This window comes from Paenibacillus solani (assembly GCF_050475945.1).
Lineage (GTDB): Bacteria > Bacillota > Bacilli > Paenibacillales > Paenibacillaceae > Paenibacillus_AQ > Paenibacillus_AQ solani_A.
Window position 1 is genome coordinate 119,022 of the sequence record NZ_JBCMXJ010000015.1, and the last position, 18,070, is coordinate 137,091.

At 49.7% G+C, this 18,070-nt stretch carries 12 protein-coding genes; 9 read left to right on the top strand and 3 right to left on the bottom strand.

Features of this window, described 5'->3' with window-relative positions:
• The first annotated feature begins 180 nt into the window (after window positions 1–180).
• From ABEQ74_RS15435 to ABEQ74_RS15445, 3 genes are all read left to right on the top strand, one after another.
• Window positions 181–1,596, top strand: coding sequence for a deoxyguanosinetriphosphate triphosphohydrolase family protein (locus ABEQ74_RS15435; RefSeq protein ID WP_430123039.1), 1,416 nt, complete (start codon window positions 181–183; stop codon window positions 1,594–1,596).
• A 138-nt stretch (window positions 1,597–1,734) separates the two neighbouring features.
• A complete protein-coding gene (locus ABEQ74_RS15440) occupies window positions 1,735–2,895 on the top strand; it encodes an MsnO8 family LLM class oxidoreductase (RefSeq protein ID WP_430123040.1) in 1,161 nt (386 codons plus the stop codon).
• A gap of 53 nt (window positions 2,896–2,948) precedes the next feature.
• Window positions 2,949–3,926 (top strand): TRM11 family SAM-dependent methyltransferase, encoded by a 978-nt coding sequence (locus ABEQ74_RS15445; protein WP_430123041.1) that lies wholly within the window; start codon window positions 2,949–2,951, stop codon window positions 3,924–3,926.
• Window positions 3,927–4,068: 142 nt separating this feature from the next.
• On the opposite strand, the gene ABEQ74_RS15450 is transcribed toward ABEQ74_RS15445, so the two are convergent.
• A complete protein-coding gene (locus ABEQ74_RS15450; protein ID WP_430123042.1) occupies window positions 4,069–4,380 on the bottom strand; it encodes an MGMT family protein in 312 nt (103 codons plus the stop codon).
• Window positions 4,381–4,680: 300 nt separating this feature from the next.
• Window positions 4,681–5,634, bottom strand: coding sequence for a D-2-hydroxyacid dehydrogenase (locus tag ABEQ74_RS15455; protein ID WP_430123043.1), 954 nt, complete (start codon window positions 5,632–5,634; stop codon window positions 4,681–4,683).
• Between the two features lie 324 nt (window positions 5,635–5,958).
• On the opposite strand from ABEQ74_RS15455, the gene thpR reads away from it, so the two are divergent.
• The 3 genes from thpR to ABEQ74_RS15470 all read left to right on the top strand — a co-directional run bounded on the left by thpR (window position 5,959) and on the right by ABEQ74_RS15470 (window position 8,239).
• Window positions 5,959–6,507, top strand: coding sequence for an RNA 2',3'-cyclic phosphodiesterase (thpR, locus tag ABEQ74_RS15460; protein ID WP_430123044.1), 549 nt, complete (start codon window positions 5,959–5,961; stop codon window positions 6,505–6,507).
• Window positions 6,508–6,613: 106 nt separating this feature from the next.
• Window positions 6,614–7,513, top strand: a complete 900-nt coding sequence (locus ABEQ74_RS15465; protein ID WP_430123045.1) for a cell wall hydrolase — start codon at window positions 6,614–6,616, stop codon at window positions 7,511–7,513.
• 42 nt (window positions 7,514–7,555) lie between these two features.
• The gene (locus tag ABEQ74_RS15470; protein ID WP_430123046.1) at window positions 7,556–8,239 is read left to right on the top strand and encodes a metal-dependent hydrolase; all 684 of its coding nucleotides are present in this window, start codon (window positions 7,556–7,558) and stop codon (window positions 8,237–8,239) included.
• Window positions 8,240–8,334: 95 nt separating this feature from the next.
• On the opposite strand, the gene ABEQ74_RS15475 is transcribed toward ABEQ74_RS15470, so the two are convergent.
• Window positions 8,335–9,510, bottom strand: a complete 1,176-nt coding sequence (locus ABEQ74_RS15475) for an MGDG synthase family glycosyltransferase (protein WP_430123047.1) — start codon at window positions 9,508–9,510, stop codon at window positions 8,335–8,337.
• A gap of 337 nt (window positions 9,511–9,847) precedes the next feature.
• Between ABEQ74_RS15475 and ABEQ74_RS15480 the strand changes: the two genes are divergently transcribed.
• The 3 genes from ABEQ74_RS15480 to gltB all read left to right on the top strand — a co-directional run bounded on the left by ABEQ74_RS15480 (window position 9,848) and on the right by gltB (window position 17,908).
• Complete coding sequence (locus ABEQ74_RS15480; protein WP_430123048.1) at window positions 9,848–10,429, top strand: TetR/AcrR family transcriptional regulator; 582 nt, start codon at window positions 9,848–9,850, stop codon at window positions 10,427–10,429.
• Between the two features lie 215 nt (window positions 10,430–10,644).
• Window positions 10,645–12,909: a YhgE/Pip family protein gene (locus tag ABEQ74_RS15485; RefSeq protein ID WP_430123049.1), complete on the top strand. Its 2,265-nt coding sequence runs from the start codon at window positions 10,645–10,647 to the stop codon at window positions 12,907–12,909.
• Between the two features lie 403 nt (window positions 12,910–13,312).
• Window positions 13,313–17,908 carry a glutamate synthase large subunit gene (gene gltB, locus ABEQ74_RS15490; RefSeq protein WP_430123050.1) on the top strand — a complete coding sequence of 1,532 codons (4,596 nt, stop codon included), beginning with the start codon at window positions 13,313–13,315 and terminating at the stop codon, window positions 17,906–17,908.
• The last annotated feature ends 162 nt before the right edge of the window (window positions 17,909–18,070 follow it).

Sequence of the window (18,070 nt, forward strand, 5' to 3'; positions counted from 1 at the left end):
ACCTTTTTATTCTGACGGAACTTGTGTACAGCCGGATAACGGAAGCGTCAAAGCGGGTATACAAGGAAGGAACGGATTTACTTTGCTATGGCATTTTTCTTTCAGATGCCTGATGGCATATAATCTAAAGAATGAACTATATAGAAGCGATCCTAAACAGATAAAACAGGAGTGGGATAAATGAAACTGAAGGAGCTTAGAGAGCATCGCCAATATCCAGAGCAAACAAAGTCGGATGCTTCACGGGCGGCCTATGAACGGGACTATTCGCGTTTGATTCATTCGCCGACGTTTCGCAGATTGCAGGGGAAATCACAGGTGTTTGGAGCTGGCACGGGAGATTACTACCGGACGCGCCTAACGCATTCGCTTGAGGTAGCGCAGATCGCACGCGAGGCTGCACGCAGCCTGACGCGTCATTATCCTGAAGTGCTGCCGGAGCAGGCGGAGAATGCAGGACTGATGATTGATCCCGAGGTGGTGGAATGCGCGGCGATCGCTCATGATTTTGGACACCCGCCATTCGGCCATAAGGGCGAAGAGGTGCTGCAGGATATTTTGGAAAAGCATATAAACCGGAAAACCGAGGAAGAGCTGACGCGCCAACCGGGCACGCCGACACCAGAGCAGGCGGCCAAGGTACAACAGGCCATGCGGCGCAAATATGAGCATTTTGAAGGGAACGCGCATAATTTTCGGCTGATTATGTTTTTGGAGAAACGAGAGAATGTCAACGGGCTGAACTTATCGGATGCGGTGCTGCTTGGCATTAACAAGTATCCATTCTCGGGCCTCGATAATCCCAAGGGAATGTACCGTCATGAATGGGAATACATCTCACAGATTCGGAAGGAATGGGGGATTCCCGGCACGCACAGAACCCTTGAAGCGCAGCTTATGGACCTTTGTGACGACATTGCATATTCCGCGCATGATCTGGAGGATGGTATTAAGGCAGGGAAGATCGAGGTGCATGAGCATTTTCTGCGGGACAGCCATCTTAACAAACTGATCGTGCAGAAGATCATGACGCTGGAAGACGAAGTATGGAAGGGCTGGACGAAGGAGCAAATTCACCCAAAGGTGGAACTGGTGCTGGATGAGTTCCTGAAGATTTGGAATGAGAAAATGCCGACCTGCGAGAATGATTATTCCCGTACTCGGCGTGAGGTCAAGGCTTACTGGGTCAGCCTGTTTGTGGGCAGCTTGGGGGTAATCTCAAACGGGAATTGGAAAAAGGTGACGTTTGTCAAAGACGGCGAGGAAGACGAGGATATGCTGCGCACGGTCAGTGTGCTGAAGAGCTTTGCCTGGGTAACCATGATTCGTGATCTGCGCGTACAGCGCCTGCAAAAACGCAGCGAATGGATCATCAAGCGTCTATGGGATGCTTTTCTTGATCCGGTCGCATCCAAGGCGATAATTCCGTCCGATTGGCTCCAACGTTATGAATCAGACCAGAAGCGGGCTCATCCGATATGGACCTGGGAGCATATGGTGATTGATTATATTGCAGGGATGACTGATGCTTTTGCCGAGAAGATCTATAACGAGTTGTATGGGCTGAAGGTAGGCTCCATTTACGATTTGGATTAGGAACAGCGAGAGGACAGGGTTTATGGCTGCTATTCTATTGCCTTAACCATTGCCCATTTTTGCTTCAGCAAGAGTGACTCAACTGAACCTGATATCACTTGTATCGGAAGATGGGATGGAGGTCAAAGGGGGGATTGCATGAACAACCAATTGAAGCTAAGCGTGCTGGATTTGGTTCCGCGTTTAGGAGAGAGCTCGTTCGAGGAAGCCTTACAGCAGGCGGTGACGCTGGCCCAGCATGCGGAAGCTTGGGGCTACGGGCGTTATTGGGCGGCAGAACATCATGATCTGGAGCACTTGTCCTGCGCCTCACCGGAAATTCTGCTGTCCCATATCGGCGCCAGGACTACGCGCATCCGGCTTGGTTCCGGCGCCGTGCTGCTGCCCCACTACAGCCCGCTGAAGGTGGCGGAGAATTTTCGCATGCTGGCAGCGCTGTACCCCGGTCGCATCGATCTCGGGATTGGACGGGCACCTGGAGGTTCCGCCCATACGAGCATGGCGCTCAGCGGTAACTTTCTGGGCCATGTGGCTGATTTGCCGCAGCGGATCAGGTCTTTGACCGAGCTGCTGGAGGATCGGTATCGTTATGAAGATGTGCCGGTCGCTGCGAAGCCGGTTCCTGCAGCTCAACCGGTAATGTGGATGCTGGGCACAAATACGAAAGGTGCAGGCTACGCTTCTGAATTCGGCATGGGTTATGTATTCGGCCAGTTCATGAGCGATGCAGACGGTGCGGAGATTCTCCGATCTTACAGGGAAGGCTTTCAGCCAAGCGCTCATCTGCAAGACCCGCGAGCGATGGTGGCGGTCAGCGTAGTTTGTGCTAAGACGCAGGAAGAGGCGGAGAAGCTCGCGGCTGACATTCCACAGCCGGGACAGCGCACCGTGGCCGCGGACCCTAAAGAAGGTCGATTCGAAGCTGATGCCCACTACACACCCTGTAACAAGACAACGGTGGCCCTAGATCAGAACCTTGACTCGGTTCCTAAGGAACAAGCAGGAGTCCACGGAGCTGATGCTCCTCGATCTATCGGAAGAAGAGACACCACTCCTGCCGGAGACGGATACGCTCAAGGAGAGCCTGGTGAAGAAACTAGAGGCCCTCAGGTGGCTTCTGATGGTTCTACTTCTGCAGGCCCGTCCAAGAGACTCATCGTCGGCACGCCTGCAAGCGTGCGAAGCAGATTGCAGGAGATGTCAGAGCAATATGGCTGCGATGAGTTTCTGATCGTTACGCCCGTTAGCGATTATCAAGCGCGGCTGGAATCCTATCGGCTGTTAATGGAACAAGAGTAAATAACAGGGTTGTACCTGCGCACATATATAATAGAAGAGAGAAGAAATAAATGATGAGTTTACACAAATATGAAATTGCTTTTGGAGAGCAATTTGTAAGCCATAAGCCATCTTATCTGTACACATACTCCTGTCATGAAACGGAGCAGGAGCTCTGCTGCATGGAGCTGACAGAGCTGTTTGGTCATGAGCCTGAAGGAGAGAATTGGCTAGAGAGCGAGCGTTGGATTGATCCTGATCGAAGCCCATTCTTAACGGCTTGCCTTGATATCAGGCTAACAGCGGAGTCGATTGAGCAAATGGCAGAGAAGGCAGCCTCTATTCAACTTAAAGACAGAACCTTCAAAGTGGTATGTTTGAAGGCTGGGGATCGTTTCAGTTATGAGGAATTGCGCGGGTATGAGCGGACGGTAGGCCGAGCCATAACGGGACAGGCACAGATGAAAGCGCCGGATATCACGCTCGGCATGGTGTCCATAGGCGGTAACTGGAGAATGGGGATGCTGCATGAACCTGAGCGGGCATGGCTGGATCATAAGCAGAAACCGCAAAATTATTCCACAGGCCTCAGCTCGCGCGTCGCCAGGGCACTAGTCAACCTGGCTGTTCCAAGGCTGGATGAAGTCACGCTTCTTGATCCCTGCTGCGGGATGGGGAATGTACTGATTGAGGCGTTGTCGATGGGAATCACGGCCGAAGGACGGGATATTAACCCGCTCGCCATTAGGGGAGCAAGAGTGAATCTCAAGCATTACGGATACGATGATAATCTGGTTGCGATCCAGGATATGAATTCATTGCAGGGGCATTATGATGCCGCGATCCTGGATCTGCCATATAATCTGTGTTCAGTTTTCCCAGAGGAGGAAAAATTACAGATGCTCCATAGCTTACGTCGGCTGTCAGATCGTGCTGTCATCGTCAGTACAGAGCCATTAAGGGAACAGCTCATGAGCACAGGTTGGAAGCTGCTTCGTCAAGGAAAGACGCGCAAGGGAAGCTTTGTGAGGGAGATATGGCTGTGCGAGTAAATGGCTGTGCGAGTAAATGGCTATGCGAGGAATGGCTGTGGGAGTAAATGACTATGCGAGTAAATGGTGATATGAGCAAATGGCCTGCATAAATTAATCGCAGTATGAATTGATGGCTATGTTAACCATTCGCTCTCGGATTCTATTCAGGAGGATGATAACGAAATTTCTCCAAATCGATCATACCTTTATGATTCACGATAACGCCTTCGTCTTGAAGGTATAGCTCCTGCATGAGTCGGGATTCATCATCCTTGATGGCAATTTCTCCTTTGGCGTTAACGACTCGATGCCAGGGCAGCTTGTGAATATGACTGAGAGTGTGAAGTATTCTAACCACCTGCCGGGCACCTCGGGGACTGCCAGCTAGTCCGGCCACCTGTCCATACGTCATTACATATCCTTCCGGGATGCTCTGAATCACTTCAATGACTCGTTTCGTATACGGCTGCATCGCTCTCTGATTCTCCTTTAATATATTAATTAAGAAATCGGAACGTCCCGGATGGCAGGAAGCCTCGGGACGTTCCTTTTTTTAAAAGTGCATATAAACATCTAAGTATAGGATTTCCTTGAAATCGCTATACGGTGAAGGACAGCAACAGTCACCTAACTGCCGTCTGTCTTATATAAGGAATGTCAATGCTACAGACATATTTCTTAAACTGCTATGACTAATGTAACGTATGCTTTCACAAGCTCCTAAATAAGGGATATTAATACTTGATATTAGTACCAGGTCACAAACCTCTAATCAATAGGATTTACTATAGTCGATTACATTTCGAGGCAGGGGCTCACGGTTTACATAATGTTGTAAATTCTCTAAGAAGATGTCCATGACGCGTTCGCTGTAACGATCTGTATCTCCGGCCATATGAGGGGTCATGATGACGTTGTCCATAGACCATAGCGGGTGGTCTGATGGAAGAGGCTCTTCCTCAAACACATCCAATCCGGCCCCTGCCAAAGCCCCTGATTGAAGAGCTTCAATGAGATCGTTCGTAACCACGGATGGCCCCCGACCCACGTTGAAGAAGAAAGAAGAGCTCTTCATCGCTGCAAATTTAGTCTTGTCAAACAAGCCGCGGGTTTCGTTGGTCAGGGGGAGTATGTTCACGACATAATCGCCTTCTGCCAGGGCCTCTTCAAGCTGGTCGACTTTATACATGACTTCGACATGAGGATCCGATTTACCGGAGTGGCGGACGCCAACGGTTCGCATGCCGAATGCTTGGGCGACCTTCGCAGCATGACTGCCGATCTGACCAACGCCGACAATGACGATCGTTTTTCCAGCTAGTTCCGTGAAGCTGCCGGAAGTATCCCATTTGTTATTCGATTGCTGGCGAATGGCGAGATGCAGGTTGCGTGTGAAGGCCAGAATCATTGCAAAAATATGCTCCGTAATCGGTATGCTATGTACGCCGCTGGCGTTGGTAAGCTGGATTCCCTTGTTCTCAAGCTCGCTCAGCGGCATTTTATCCACACCGGCTGACCATGCTTGAATCCACTTTAGTTGACTGTCCTTGGACAAGATGTTCTCCTGTAAGGAACGTGACCAGCCGATTAGAATTTCGGCATCTCGAATGGATTGGGGCGTAAGCTCTTTGGCTTTTGAAACCAACAGCTCGCAGTCAGGAGCGATTTCCTTGATTTTTTGCTGTTGTTCGGTAGTTAATTCGTGTATCGCAACGATTTTCGGCATGGTGCTACCTCCTAAGGAATATAATCATCAACCATAAAAAAAGCGTTATTCTTCTTGAAACATATTATCAGAAATCAAAACTTTGCGCACAGGTGACACACCGTGTTGGTAAAATTATACATGTTTTTTTGTCTGATTTATGGTAAATTGGAGCTTCATCATATTTTTAGGCGAACAAATGCACCCTGAATAGTAAATTCAGGTTAATTTGCTCAAACTATAGACGATCTCGAAAACATGGTGCTTATAGGAGCCGACAATGGGCTGCTTGGGTAATTAGGAAGGGAAGGAAGTGTCTTAGTGAGCCTTTCAGAGAAGGAAACTATGGATCGTTTATTTGTTGCCGTACCTTTGCCTGCCGATGTGTCTTCACGGATTCAGGAGTGGACGGCTGAGTGGGCAGAGCAAGTGTCTTTCAGAAAATGGGTTCATCCTCAGGATTATCATATTACCGTGCAGTTTCTGGGCGATACGCCCACACATCGCATAGAGGAGCTGACAGCAGCGCTTCAGGAGGTTGCGAAGAAGCATCAACCATTCCAACTCCGTCTTCATGATGCGGGTGTATTCGGCGCAATGGCCTCACCCAGAATTTTGTGGGCAGGAGTCGGCGGGGAATTGTCTGCACTAGAACAGCTTCAGCGATCGGTAGTCCGGAAAATGGAATCCTGTGGATTCGTGCCGGAGGATCGGCCTTATCGTCCGCACATCACCGTTAGCCGTAAATTTCAAGGTGATCAAAAATTTTCTTTGGATGTTATCGGAAGTGGACCCGAACCTTTCCAATGGAAAGTGCAAGAGATTGCTCTTTTTCGAACAAATTTGCATGCAAGCCCCATGTACGAAAAAGTAGGTGTGGCGCGGCTTTCCTAGATTTTCTGAAAGTGAAAATAAAATGTTCATAAAATTACCATGTTTTCAATGCCTAAAAATGTGGTTACATAGTGTAGGAATGTTTCGACATCATAGGAGGAAAAATATGGTTATGAAAGTGCTACGGCAAAATCGCTGGGTTGCGCTGTTAATTGGTGCACTCTTTGTGAGTTTGTCTCTTATAAGCTTGCTTGGGATGCAGGCAAAGACAACAAGTGGGGAAGAAGGACAGCAGGAGATGCCGAAGTTTGTAGTGGCTGCCCAAGCTCCTGAACAGATTCCTGATCTGTTCAAAACAGAAGCAAGTACATCACAGAATAGGGAACCTGTCAGCAATTTGTCTTCAATTGTTTTCCAGGAGTGGAATAAGACAGGCGGCAAGAACGGGGCGTTCACAAACGATCAAGGTATCGGTTTGGCTGACCCCCAAAAATTATACTCCCAGCAAACAGTGAAGGCTGCAGAAGAGAAAAAGAAAAAAGCCAAATCTCAAACTGCAGACGGGAAACCGGCAAAACAAAAGGGGAAACATGTCGTAAAATCACAGGCCAAGAGCCTAACACCCCCCACAACTCTATACTTCACGAGAACAAATACGTTGACCCAGGATCAGAAAGATAAGGCAACCTGGACTTACGATTTGTCAGCTGAAGAGCTGCTTCTGCTCCAGAAGATTGTCATGGCAGAGGCGGAAGGCGAACCGTACGAAGGCAAAGTAGCAGTTGCTAACGTTGTCTTAAACCGGCTACGGTCAGCTAATTTTCCCGATACGATTACTGATGTTATTTATCAAAAGCACCAATTTAGTCCTGTAGCGAACGGGCGTCTTAAACGTGTCCAGCCGAACGAAGAGACGATCAAGTCCGTGAATGCGGCACTTCATGGCCAAAAAGAGGTAAAGGACGATACGTACTTTTTCCTTTCTCTTAAGCTTGCGCAGGATCTGACCGTGCATCATTCCAGAACGTTTGTCAAAAAAATAGGGAACCACTCTTTTTACAAGTAGAGCCCATATGGGTAAACTAGTATGTAGGAGGTGTGTTTAACCATGAATATAACGTATTACGGCCATTCCAGCATATTGGTGGAAGAAGGCGGCGTTCGTGTCATTATCGATCCGTTGCTGTCAGGGAACCCGAACTCAGGTATCGATCCCAAAGACGTAAAGGTGGATGCTGTGGTGCTGACGCACGGGCACTCCGACCACTTTGGCGATTGCATCGAGATTGCCAAGCAGAATGATTGTCCCATCATCGCGGTTTATGAACTGGCGGTCTATTGCGGCAGCCAAGGGGTCAAATCGCATGGCATGAATATCGGGGGAAGCGCACAGTTCGATGGATTTAAGGTGAAATTTACCCCGGCGTTTCACTCGTCATCCATATCGGTTGGAGACACTTGGCTCTACGCAGGAGAGCCTGGAGGTGTCATTCTAACGATGGGCGGTAAAACCTTCTATCATGCAGGTGATACAGGTTTGTTCGGTGATATGCGCCTGATCGGAGAGATGAACAACATCGATGTGGCTGCGCTGCCGATTGGTGATTCATTAACGATGGGCCCACAGGACGCCCTGCTGGCCGCGCAGTGGATTCGGACGAAATATGTCATCCCTGTACACTATGACACCTTCCCGGGCATTAAACAGGATGCTGGAGCCTTCTGTGACGAATTGGCCAAGATGGGTGTTCAGGGCCATCCGTTGAAAGCAGGAGAAAGTCTGGAAATCTAGTGAACCGAAGGTGAGAAAAAGCTTCCCTGTCACAAACGACAGGGAAGCTTTTTTGGGTAAAGTTCAATAGCTGAAGAATGTGAGCATAATGAATATTAGGGCTGGTCCGCTAAAATCTTGATATGGTCTTCGTGGTTTTCAGGCAAGCGGCCTGCAACCAGCATTTCCATCACCTTGCTGGCACAGTGATTGGGATCCAGATGCGGGGAGCGTCTGCCGCAGACTTGGTCACGTTTATTCGATACCTGATCATAATGATCAGACAGCAGGCTTAGCCATTTGTCGATCACGGAAGGTGAATCCAGGATTTCTGCATAACCTTCGCTGACAAAGAAATGAGAATTCACTTCTTCCTGTCCTGGAATAGGTTCATAGAACAGCATGGGGATACCTTTCGCGGCTCCCTCCGTGCACGTCATTCCGCCAGGCTTCGTAATAAGCAGATCCGATACGTCCATAAGTTTATGTATATCGTTACGATAACCGAGAACATGAATGTTGGGATGCTGGAAGACCGGATCTTCACGCATGCTGGCAACCAGCTTCTCATTCTGTCCCATACAGAAAACCAATTGGATATCCCCGGCCCTTGCTGCCAGCTTGCTGAGCAGATCTTTACTGAATACGAGCCCCCAACCACCACCCATGATCAGCACCGTCGGCATATTTTTCAACTGCAGCTCGGTCTGGAGCGCCTCCCGGTTACCCCGTTCCCAGAATTTAGGGTGCACCGGAATGCCCGTTACATGGATGTACTCCGGAGGGATGTCCCGGAGCATCAGCATGTTCTTCACATGTGGTGTGGAGACAAGATATTCATCAACCTCCGGATTGACCCAGGTGCCGTGTGCATCATAGTCCGTGATGAGCGTATAAAGCGGAACATTGAGTCCCTGACGCTTCAGACGGGAGACCACGGCGTTTGGGAAAGGATGGGTACATATGATAAGATCCGGTTTAAGCTGTTCGATGACCCTCTTGGCCTGCGCATAAAAAATACGGTGCAGCGCGAGCCGTGTTAGACGGTTTAACGATTTCTTATATTGCGAACGGTACAGCATGCCGACAAGACGCGGCCTGGTGCTGACGGTTTTTCGATAGGCGGATAAGATTAACGGTCCCACGGTTGGATTTAAAAAATTGCCAAGCTCAATCACACGGCAGTGGATGCCGGGACTTATCCGATGTATACCTTCAGCCAGGGCATACGCTGCTTGCGTATGCCCTGTACCGAAACCCTCTGAGAAGAGGAGCACTCTTGTATATCGCATGGTTTCACCTACTTCTTTCTCCCTCTATCTTACAAAACAGGAATCATTTTTTGAAGAGCGGCGCGAAAAAAAGAGTTTGCATCATAAGTATACGCGCGAAAGGGAAAAGCATTTCAATTATTTTCCGGCCTGAATGGAAAGGACTCTTTTCTACATTAGACGTTATTATAACGTTTGAACCCCGTAGTGAAATTTATATAAAATTTTTAATAAAAAAATATTGCAATGGTTTCGATTATCTGATAAAGTAATTTTTGACCGAATGACCATAATTGTATTTTGGTCAGTTTCGAGAGGGATAGCCCATCTCAAGAAGATTATAGAAGGAGGGGTAAGCATGTCAGCTGTGGACCGTCGGAAGCAGGTGCTGGATGCTGCCTCCAAGTCGTTTGCTTTGTTCGGATATAAAGCGACGACGATGGAACAGGTGGCGAAGATTGCGAATGTTGGAAAAGGCACGATCTACACGTTCTTTACCAACAAGGATGAACTGTTTGATGAGATTCTGCTATCGGCCATTATGGAGATGAAGCGTCTTGCGGAGCAGGAGATCCGGTCGGACAGGGATTTCTTCGACAATCTCTATCGGGTGCTGGATGCGCTGCTTGAATTCCGTAGTGAGCATGAGCTGTTCATTAAGCTGTCTCAAGAGGTACGGGATATTGGCACACCTAAGGCGCACGAAGGATTGACGAAAGTGGAGAACGGAATCGTTGGGTATCTCCGGGGAATTGTGGAGCAAGCCAAATCGACCGGTGAGATCAAGCCGCTGGATGCTCAAGTGGTATCATTTGTGATGCTGAAGCTGTATGTTGCGCTCACAACGGACTTCAATCAGCTTCGCGAGCCGTTGAGCAAGGAGCAGATCAAGGAATATATGATGGTGTTCTTGGCTGACGGGCTGAAGGCCTCTTCGTAGAATGAATGCTTAACCCTCCTTCGTGTTGAGGAAGGCGTACTCTCATGGCTTGAGGGATCGTCTTCCTTGCCAGCGATCTTTTTTTGGCCTGAACTGACCGAATGAGCAGAATGGTCATTATGTACTGTGTTGGAAAAATTGTGTTCTGCCTATGCTGCAGACGCATGTCGGCTAAATAGCTGCTGTATCTAGAGAATAAAAGGAGAGAGACTGGGATGAAGTCACTATCAGTATTTACAAAAGATCTTGGTGCTGCCGTTCGGAATAAAAAAATATTGATTCCGATCATCGCGGTGCTGTTCATACCGGTCATGTACAGCGGTATGTTCCTCGGGGCCTTTTGGGACCCCTATGGTAAGATGCAGGATTTGCCCGTAGCGGTTGTCAATAACGACCAGGGTGCTGTTTTTGAAGGCAAGACGCTTCAGGCTGGCGAGGATTTGGTCGCCGAGTTGAAGAAAGGGAAGGATTTTAATTGGCAATTCGTTGATCGAAGTGAAGCAGAGCAAGGCATGAAAGATAATAAGTATTACATGACGATCAGCATTCCCGAGAATTTCTCGCAGCAGGCAACAACCTTGATGGATGAACATCCCGCACCGGCCCAAATTATATTTGAGCCGAATGAAGGTTATAACTTCCTCGCCGCGCAGATCGGTGGAACCGCTGTGAAGGAGATTCAGTCCAAGGTATCCGCCAAAGTGACAGAAGCTTACACGGAAACGTTGTTTGATCAAGTAGGCAAAGTGTCCGACGGCTTAAGTGAAGCTGGGGACGGCGCCACGAAGTTATCCGAAGGTGCCGTGAAGTTGGACGATGGCGCAGTGAAACTGAAAGAGAATCTGGCTAAAATGGTCAGCGGCACACAAGCGCTGCAAGATGGACTCGCTCCTTTGACGCAAGGAGTGCAGGACTTGAATAACGGTGCCGGCAAGTTGAACACCGGTGCCAGCACCCTTGCTTCCGGCTTGGATCAGCTTAAAGCAGGTCACAGCAAGCTGCAGGCAGGAGCTGAGGAAGCAAGCAAAGGCGGTGCCAAGCTGCAAGCAGGGATTGAATCTGCGGTAGCGGGCAGCAAGACTCTTAATGAAGGTCTTCAAGCGAATCAGGCAGGAGCATCTCAGCTTGCGGAAGGTGCGAAGAGTGCACATGAAGGCAGCAGCAGCCTGAAGGCTGGTCTGAATCAATCGCTGGAAGCGACGGCTTCTCTGGAGCAGGGAGCCAAAGCCGTTGCCGATGGATTGAAGCAGCTGGCTGAAAGCAATCCGGAGCTGGCACAGAGTCCGGACGTACAGAAGCTATTGGCAGCGAGCCAATCCGTGGCCTCTGGCACAAGTCAGTTGAATGCCGGCCAGCAGCAGCTGGCCCAAGGCGCAGCACAGCTGAATCAAGGCACACAGCAGCTGCAGGAAGGCGCTGGCAAGCTGAGCGCGGGAGCTAGCCAGCTTGCTGAAGGCGGCAAACAGCTTGCCGGAGGCGGTCAAGAGCTGCTCGCAGGCGTGAAACAGCTGAACGCAGGACAAAGCCAATTGGCAGACGGCATGAAGCTGTTTGGTACGAAGCTAGGCGAAGCGGCAGCTGGCGGCAAGGAGCTCGCAAGCGGTGCGGCAACTCTTTCGCAAGGCACGCAGCAGCTTGCAGGCGGAGCAGGCAAGTTGGGTAGCGGTGTAACAACCCTTGCTGATGGTTCCAAGCAGCTGGATTCCGGTGCTGGTGAACTGGTAAATGGAATGAGCGAATTGAAGGAAGGCAGCGGGGAGCTTGCAGGTAAGCTGAATGAGGCTGCCGGCAAGACTGGCGATATTAAGACAACTGACGAGACGGTCAGCATGTTCGCTGGTCCTGTAAAGGTTGAAGAGCATAAAGTTAACGAGGTGCCGAACTACGGTACAGGCTTCGCTCCTTACTTCCTGTCACTTGGTTTGTTTGTAGGCGCGTTGATCTCCACAATTATTTTACCGATCCGCAATTCATCGGTACCGAATGCATCCGGATGGAACCGGTTTGTCAGTCGCGCTCTTTCTTTCGCAGGTATGGGATTGATTCAATCTCTACTGGCAGCAGTAGTTATGTTGTATGGATTGAAGCTTGAGGTACAGAGTGTTCCACTCTTCTATCTCTTCACGTTCATCACGAGTTTGTCGTTTATGTTCCTGGTGCAAATGTTTGTCACATGGCTGGATCAGCCTGGACGCTTCGTCGTGATCGTTATTCTGATCTTCCAATTGACAACAAGCGCAGGTACGTTCCCACTGGAACTCATTCCGAACTGGATGAAGGCCTTGAACCCGTTACTGCCAATGACTTACAGCGTAAAAGGTTACAAGGACGTTATCTCCACAGGAAGCTTCGAGGGCATGTGGTCTAGTGCGGGTATGTTGGCTGGATTCGGTCTCGTATTCTTGGCTTTGACTGCGGTATACTTCCTGACTACGAAAAATAACAAGTCAGCAGATGAAGAGACAGCAGTGACCGCATAAACGATTATAGCTAAGCAAAAGGACATTCTCCCAAAGATCAATGAGATCTTCGGGAGAATGTCCTTTTTTTTCTTGTTCGGAATGTTCTATTTGTATAATTATTTGCACTATAACACATAAAATTCATATGGACATGAAGTTTATTTTTACAAATTACATATAAAAACAATTCTTATCAATTTCATAAAAACTTTGAATTGGATGCGGTTATTAAGCGGTGATAAAATAATAAAACCAATTAATCAACCGTATAAAAACAAAAGTAAGTTCGTTTATAGACTTGCACTAAAATGCATCATGCAGATGATGGCTTACTTCTGTCGATTGAGGATGAATGCCAATTTTTTATATCGTTCTTCCTTGATCTGCCGCATTATATCCTAAGTTAGAAAGGTTGCATCTTATGAAACATACTGATTATCCCCGGAAACAGGGCCTATATGACCCGCGGTTTGAAAAAGATGCTTGCGGTATGGGATTTGTGGCCCATATCAAGGGTAAGCCATCACATGACATCGTCAGCAGCGCCTTGAGGATGCTTGCCAATATGGAGCATCGCGGGGGCCAGGGCAGTGAGCCGAATTCCGGCGACGGTGCCGGGATCATGCTGCAGATTCCTCATGTATTTTTCTCCATTGAGGCAAAGAAGCTAGGCTTTGAGCTTCCGGAAGAAGGACATTATGGTGTCGGCATGCTGTTTCTTTCCCATGATCCTGTAATCAGAGCGGAACATGAAGCCGAGATGACCTCAATCATTGCAGAAGAAGGCCAAACCCTGCTTGGTTTTCGGGATGTGCCGACCCATGATGAAATGCTGGGTCAAACCGCAAGAGCAGCCAAACCGTATGTTCGCCAAGTGTTCATCAGGCGAAGTAACGACATTTCGGATGAACTCTCGTTCGAACGCAAGCTGTACATCATCCGTCGCCGTACGGAGCGGGCTATCCGTTACAGTGGAAATCCGGAAGGCGACAGCTTCTACGTCTCCAGTCTTTCCTGTCGGAAAATCGTATACAAGGGCATGTTGACTACAGAGCAAGTAGGGGAGTTCTATCTGGATTTGCAGGAAGAGAAGCTGGAGTCTGCGATCGCGCTGATCCATTCCCGTTTCAGTACAAACACATTCCCGAGCTGGGAACGTGCGCATCCTTACCGGTTCATGATTCACAATGGCGAGATCAACACACTGCGCGGGAATGTAAACTGGATGCATGCCCGCCAGTCGCTGCTTGAGCACGAACGGTTCGGAAGCGATCTGGAGAAGATTAAACCTATCATTAATCCGGATGGGTCTGATACCGGTATGTTTGATAATACGTTTGAGTTTCTGTATCTCAGCGGCCGCTCCCTGCCGCATGTGGCCATGATGATGGTCCCGGAGCCTTGGAATAATCATGAGGACATGGATAAGACCAAGAAGGCTTTCTATGAATACCATAGTACGTTAATGGAGCCATGGGACGGCCCCGCAGCGATGGCGTTTACAGATGGCATCCAGATCGGAGCTATCCTTGATCGAAACGGTCTCCGGCCATCCCGTTATTATGTGACTAAGGATGATCGTATCATCCTGTCCTCCGAAGCCGGTGTGCTGGATGTTCCGCCAGAGGATGTGCTGTATAAGGACCGTTTGCGTCCGGGGCGTATGCTCCTCATCGATACAAGGGAAGGGAGAATCATCTCTGACGAAGAAGTCAAAGCTGCCATCGCTGCTGAACTTCCATACGAGGAATGGCTGAAAGAGCATCTGGTGGAGCTTCATGATCTACCGGAGGCGCCGGAACTGCCAGAACCGAAGCATGAGAATGTGCGTCAGCTTCAGTTAGCCTTCGGCTACACGTATGAGGAGCTGCGCAAAGTGTTGGAGCCGATGGCTGTCACGAGTGCTGAAGCCATCGCATCCATGGGATACGACGCCCCACTTGCGGTGCTATCCGACCGTCCGCAGCGATTATTCAACTACTTCAAGCAGATGTTCGCTCAGGTGACCAATCCGCCGATTGACGCGATCCGGGAAGAACTCGTCACTTCCATGGGCACAACGATCGGTCCCGAGCGCAATCTGCTGAAGCCGGAACCGGAGAGCTGCCGTCATATCCGTCTGGATTCGCCGGTCCTGTCCAATGAAGAGTTTGCGAAGCTGCGTCATATTCACCGTCCAGGATTTAAGTCTATGACTATTCCGATCTTCTTTCCGGCAGCGGAAGGAGCTGAAGGACTGCGCAAAGCGATCGACACCCTCTGTGAGGCTGCGGATCGAGTCATAGCCAAGGGTCATAATTTATTGATCTTGTCCGACCGTGGACTGGATAAGGACAACGCCGCGATTCCTTCGCTGCTTGCCGTTTCATCACTTCATCATCATCTGATCCGTCAGGAAACCCGGACCAAGGTAGCGATCCTGCTTGAATCCGGCGAGCCGCGTGAAGTCCATCACTACGCCCTGCTGCTCGGTTACGGTGCGAGTGCTATCAATCCCTATCTTGCATTCGAAACATTGGACGACATGATTCAAGAAGGCATGCTGCAAGGCATTTCACACGAGAAAGCTGTTAAGAACTATATGAAGGCGGCGAACAAGGGTGTCGTGAAGGTTCTGTCGAAGATGGGGATTTCAACGATTCAATCTTACCGCGGCGCACAAATATTCGAAGCTGTTGGTTTGAAGGAAGATTTCGTGGATCGTTACTTCACGTGGACTCCTTCGCGTATTGGAGGCATCGGTCTTGCGGAAGTGACCAAGGAAACGCTTGCCCATCATGAACGTGCTTTTACGGATAAGGATGGCAGTGACAAGACGCTGGACTCAGCAGGCGAGTATCAATGGAGAGCGGAAGGAGAGCAGCACTTATTCAACCCGAGAACGATCCATTTACTGCAGCAGGCTGTCCGGACCAATGACTATGCAGCGTACAAGAAATATGCGGAGCTCGTACAAGGCGAGAACGAACAGCATTTGACTGTGCGCGCACTGTTGAAGTTCAAGCCGGTCTCTGAACCGGTTCCCCTGGATGAGGTGGAGTCCGTAGATTCCATTATGCGCCGTTTTAAAACGGGTGCGATGTCGTTTGGGTCTATCGGCAAGGAAGCGCATGAGAGCATTGCGATCGGAATGAACCGCATCGGGGGCAAGAGCAACACAGGGGAAGGGGGAGAGGACCCGGCTCGCTACATCCCTGAAGCGAATGGTGACTCCCGCAGAAGTGCGATCAAGCAGGTGGCCTCGGGACGATTCGGTGTCACCTCCCATTACCTGGTGAATGCAGATGAGATTCAGATCAAAATGGCGCAGGGAGCGAAACCCGGCGAAGGCGGGCAGCTGCCCGGCCGTAAAGTATACCCATGGGTAGCCGAAGTTCGCGGTTCGACACCTGGCGTAGGTCTGATCTCGCCGCCGCCGCACCATGACATCTACTCCATTGAGGATCTGGCGGAGCTTATCTATGACTTGAAGAGCTCGAATCCACGAGCGGATATTAATGTGAAGCTGGTATCCGAGGTGGGGGTGGGTACGATCGCTGCAGGCGTTGCGAAGGGCCGGGCGGACATTATCCTCATCAGCGGCTATGATGGCGGGACGGGGGCTTCTCCGCAAGGCTCGATCCGTCATGCGGGTATGCCATGGGAGCTTGGTCTTGCCGAGACTCATCAGACCCTCATCATGAACAATTTGCGTGACCGCGTCGTGCTCGAAACGGACGGTAAAATGCTAAATGGGCGCGATGTAGTCATTGCCGCAATGCTCGGAGCCGAGGAATATGGCTTTTCCACAGCACCGCTTGTGGCCATCGGATGCATTATGATGCGTGTCTGCCAAATGGATACCTGTCCCGTTGGTGTCGCCACCCAGAATCCGGAGCTGCGTAAGAACTTTACAGGGGATCCCGAGCATATCGCCAACTTTATGCGCTTTGTCGCTCAGGATATGCGCGAGCTGATGGCAGAACTTGGATTCCGGACTATTCGCGAGATGATTGGCCGTACGGATGTTCTGGATGCTATTAAAGCCGATGATCATTGGAAAAAGAAAGGCGTAGATATTTCGGCACTGTTATATATGCCAAAACTTCCGGAAGGCAGCACACGCTATCGCTTGCAAAGACAGAATCATCGCTTGGAAGAAACACTGGATATGCGTTCCCTCCTTAGCTCCGCTGCTCCAGCGTTGGAGTCAGGAACAGCGGTAACAGGCACCTTCCCGATCACGAACGTGGACCGTGCTGTCGGAACCATTCTGGGAAGTGAAGTGACACGCAAATACGGTGCTGCCGGACTGCCGGAGGATACCATTCAGCTTAACTTCGTGGGCTCATCAGGCCTCAGCTTTGGCGCATTCGTGCCAAAAGGATTGACGCTGAGAATCGAAGGCGATGCCAATGATTACATTGGCAAAGGACTTTCAGGCGGTAAGATCATCGTAAAGCCTTCGCCTATGGCGACTTTTAAAGCCGAGGAGAATATCATTGCAGGCAATACGGCATTCTATGGCGCTACAAGTGGTGAAGCTTACGTACGAGGGATTGCCGGGGAGCGTTTTGCCGTACGCAATTCAGGAGCAAACATCGTTGTTGAAGGCGTCGGCGATCATGGCTGCGAATATATGACTGGCGGTCGTGTAGTCGTTCTGGGGGAGACCGGCCGCAACTTTGCAGCCGGAATGTCCGGTGGTGTTGCATACATTTATGATCCTGAAGGTACCTTTATGAATCGCTGCAATTTGGAAATGGTCCTTCTTGAACGTGTAGAGGATATTAGAGAAGCTGAGCTGCTGAAGCAGCTTATTGAGCGGCATGAGCAATATACCGGCAGTGTGCCGGCACAACAAATTCTAGGAGATTGGGATCAGGCGCTTGGTCAATTTGTACGAATTATTCCACGGGACTATAAGCGCATGCTGCTGCATATTGAGAAGATGCAAGACCAAGGCTTGGCGGGTGAATCTGCGCTCCTCGCTGCATTTGAAGCCAATATGAAAGAATTGGTGCGTACAGGGAACTAGTAGCAGTAGGTCTAAGGTTATCAGTAACCACTTGGTATTCTATAATGAATGCCGAGTGGTTTTTTGTATAGATTCTCTGATACCGCTTTCAAAAGATTATTCGACAAAATTAGAACCGGATGTTTTGGACAATGGTTCCATGAGACGACAGCATCGTATGGA

Bases quoted from the DNA above. Each gene is read 5' to 3' on its own strand.
- ABEQ74_RS15435 (WP_430123039.1), top strand. From the start codon at position 181: ATGAAACTGAAGGAGCTTAGAGAGCATCGCCAATATCCAGAGCAAACA.
- ABEQ74_RS15440 (WP_430123040.1), top strand. From the start codon at position 1,735: ATGAACAACCAATTGAAGCTAAGCGTGCTGGATTTGGTTCCGCGTTTA.
- ABEQ74_RS15445 (WP_430123041.1), top strand. From the start codon at position 2,949: ATGAGTTTACACAAATATGAAATTGCTTTTGGAGAGCAATTTGTAAGC.
- ABEQ74_RS15450 (WP_430123042.1), bottom strand. From the start codon at position 4,380: ATGCAGCCGTATACGAAACGAGTCATTGAAGTGATTCAGAGCATCCCG.
- ABEQ74_RS15455 (WP_430123043.1), bottom strand. From the start codon at position 5,634: ATGCCGAAAATCGTTGCGATACACGAATTAACTACCGAACAACAGCAA.
- thpR (WP_430123044.1), top strand. From the start codon at position 5,959: ATGGATCGTTTATTTGTTGCCGTACCTTTGCCTGCCGATGTGTCTTCA.
- ABEQ74_RS15465 (WP_430123045.1), top strand. From the start codon at position 6,614: ATGGTTATGAAAGTGCTACGGCAAAATCGCTGGGTTGCGCTGTTAATT.
- ABEQ74_RS15470 (WP_430123046.1), top strand. From the start codon at position 7,556: ATGAATATAACGTATTACGGCCATTCCAGCATATTGGTGGAAGAAGGC.
- ABEQ74_RS15475 (WP_430123047.1), bottom strand. From the start codon at position 9,510: ATGCGATATACAAGAGTGCTCCTCTTCTCAGAGGGTTTCGGTACAGGG.
- ABEQ74_RS15480 (WP_430123048.1), top strand. From the start codon at position 9,848: ATGTCAGCTGTGGACCGTCGGAAGCAGGTGCTGGATGCTGCCTCCAAG.
- ABEQ74_RS15485 (WP_430123049.1), top strand. From the start codon at position 10,645: ATGAAGTCACTATCAGTATTTACAAAAGATCTTGGTGCTGCCGTTCGG.
- gltB (WP_430123050.1), top strand. From the start codon at position 13,313: ATGAAACATACTGATTATCCCCGGAAACAGGGCCTATATGACCCGCGG.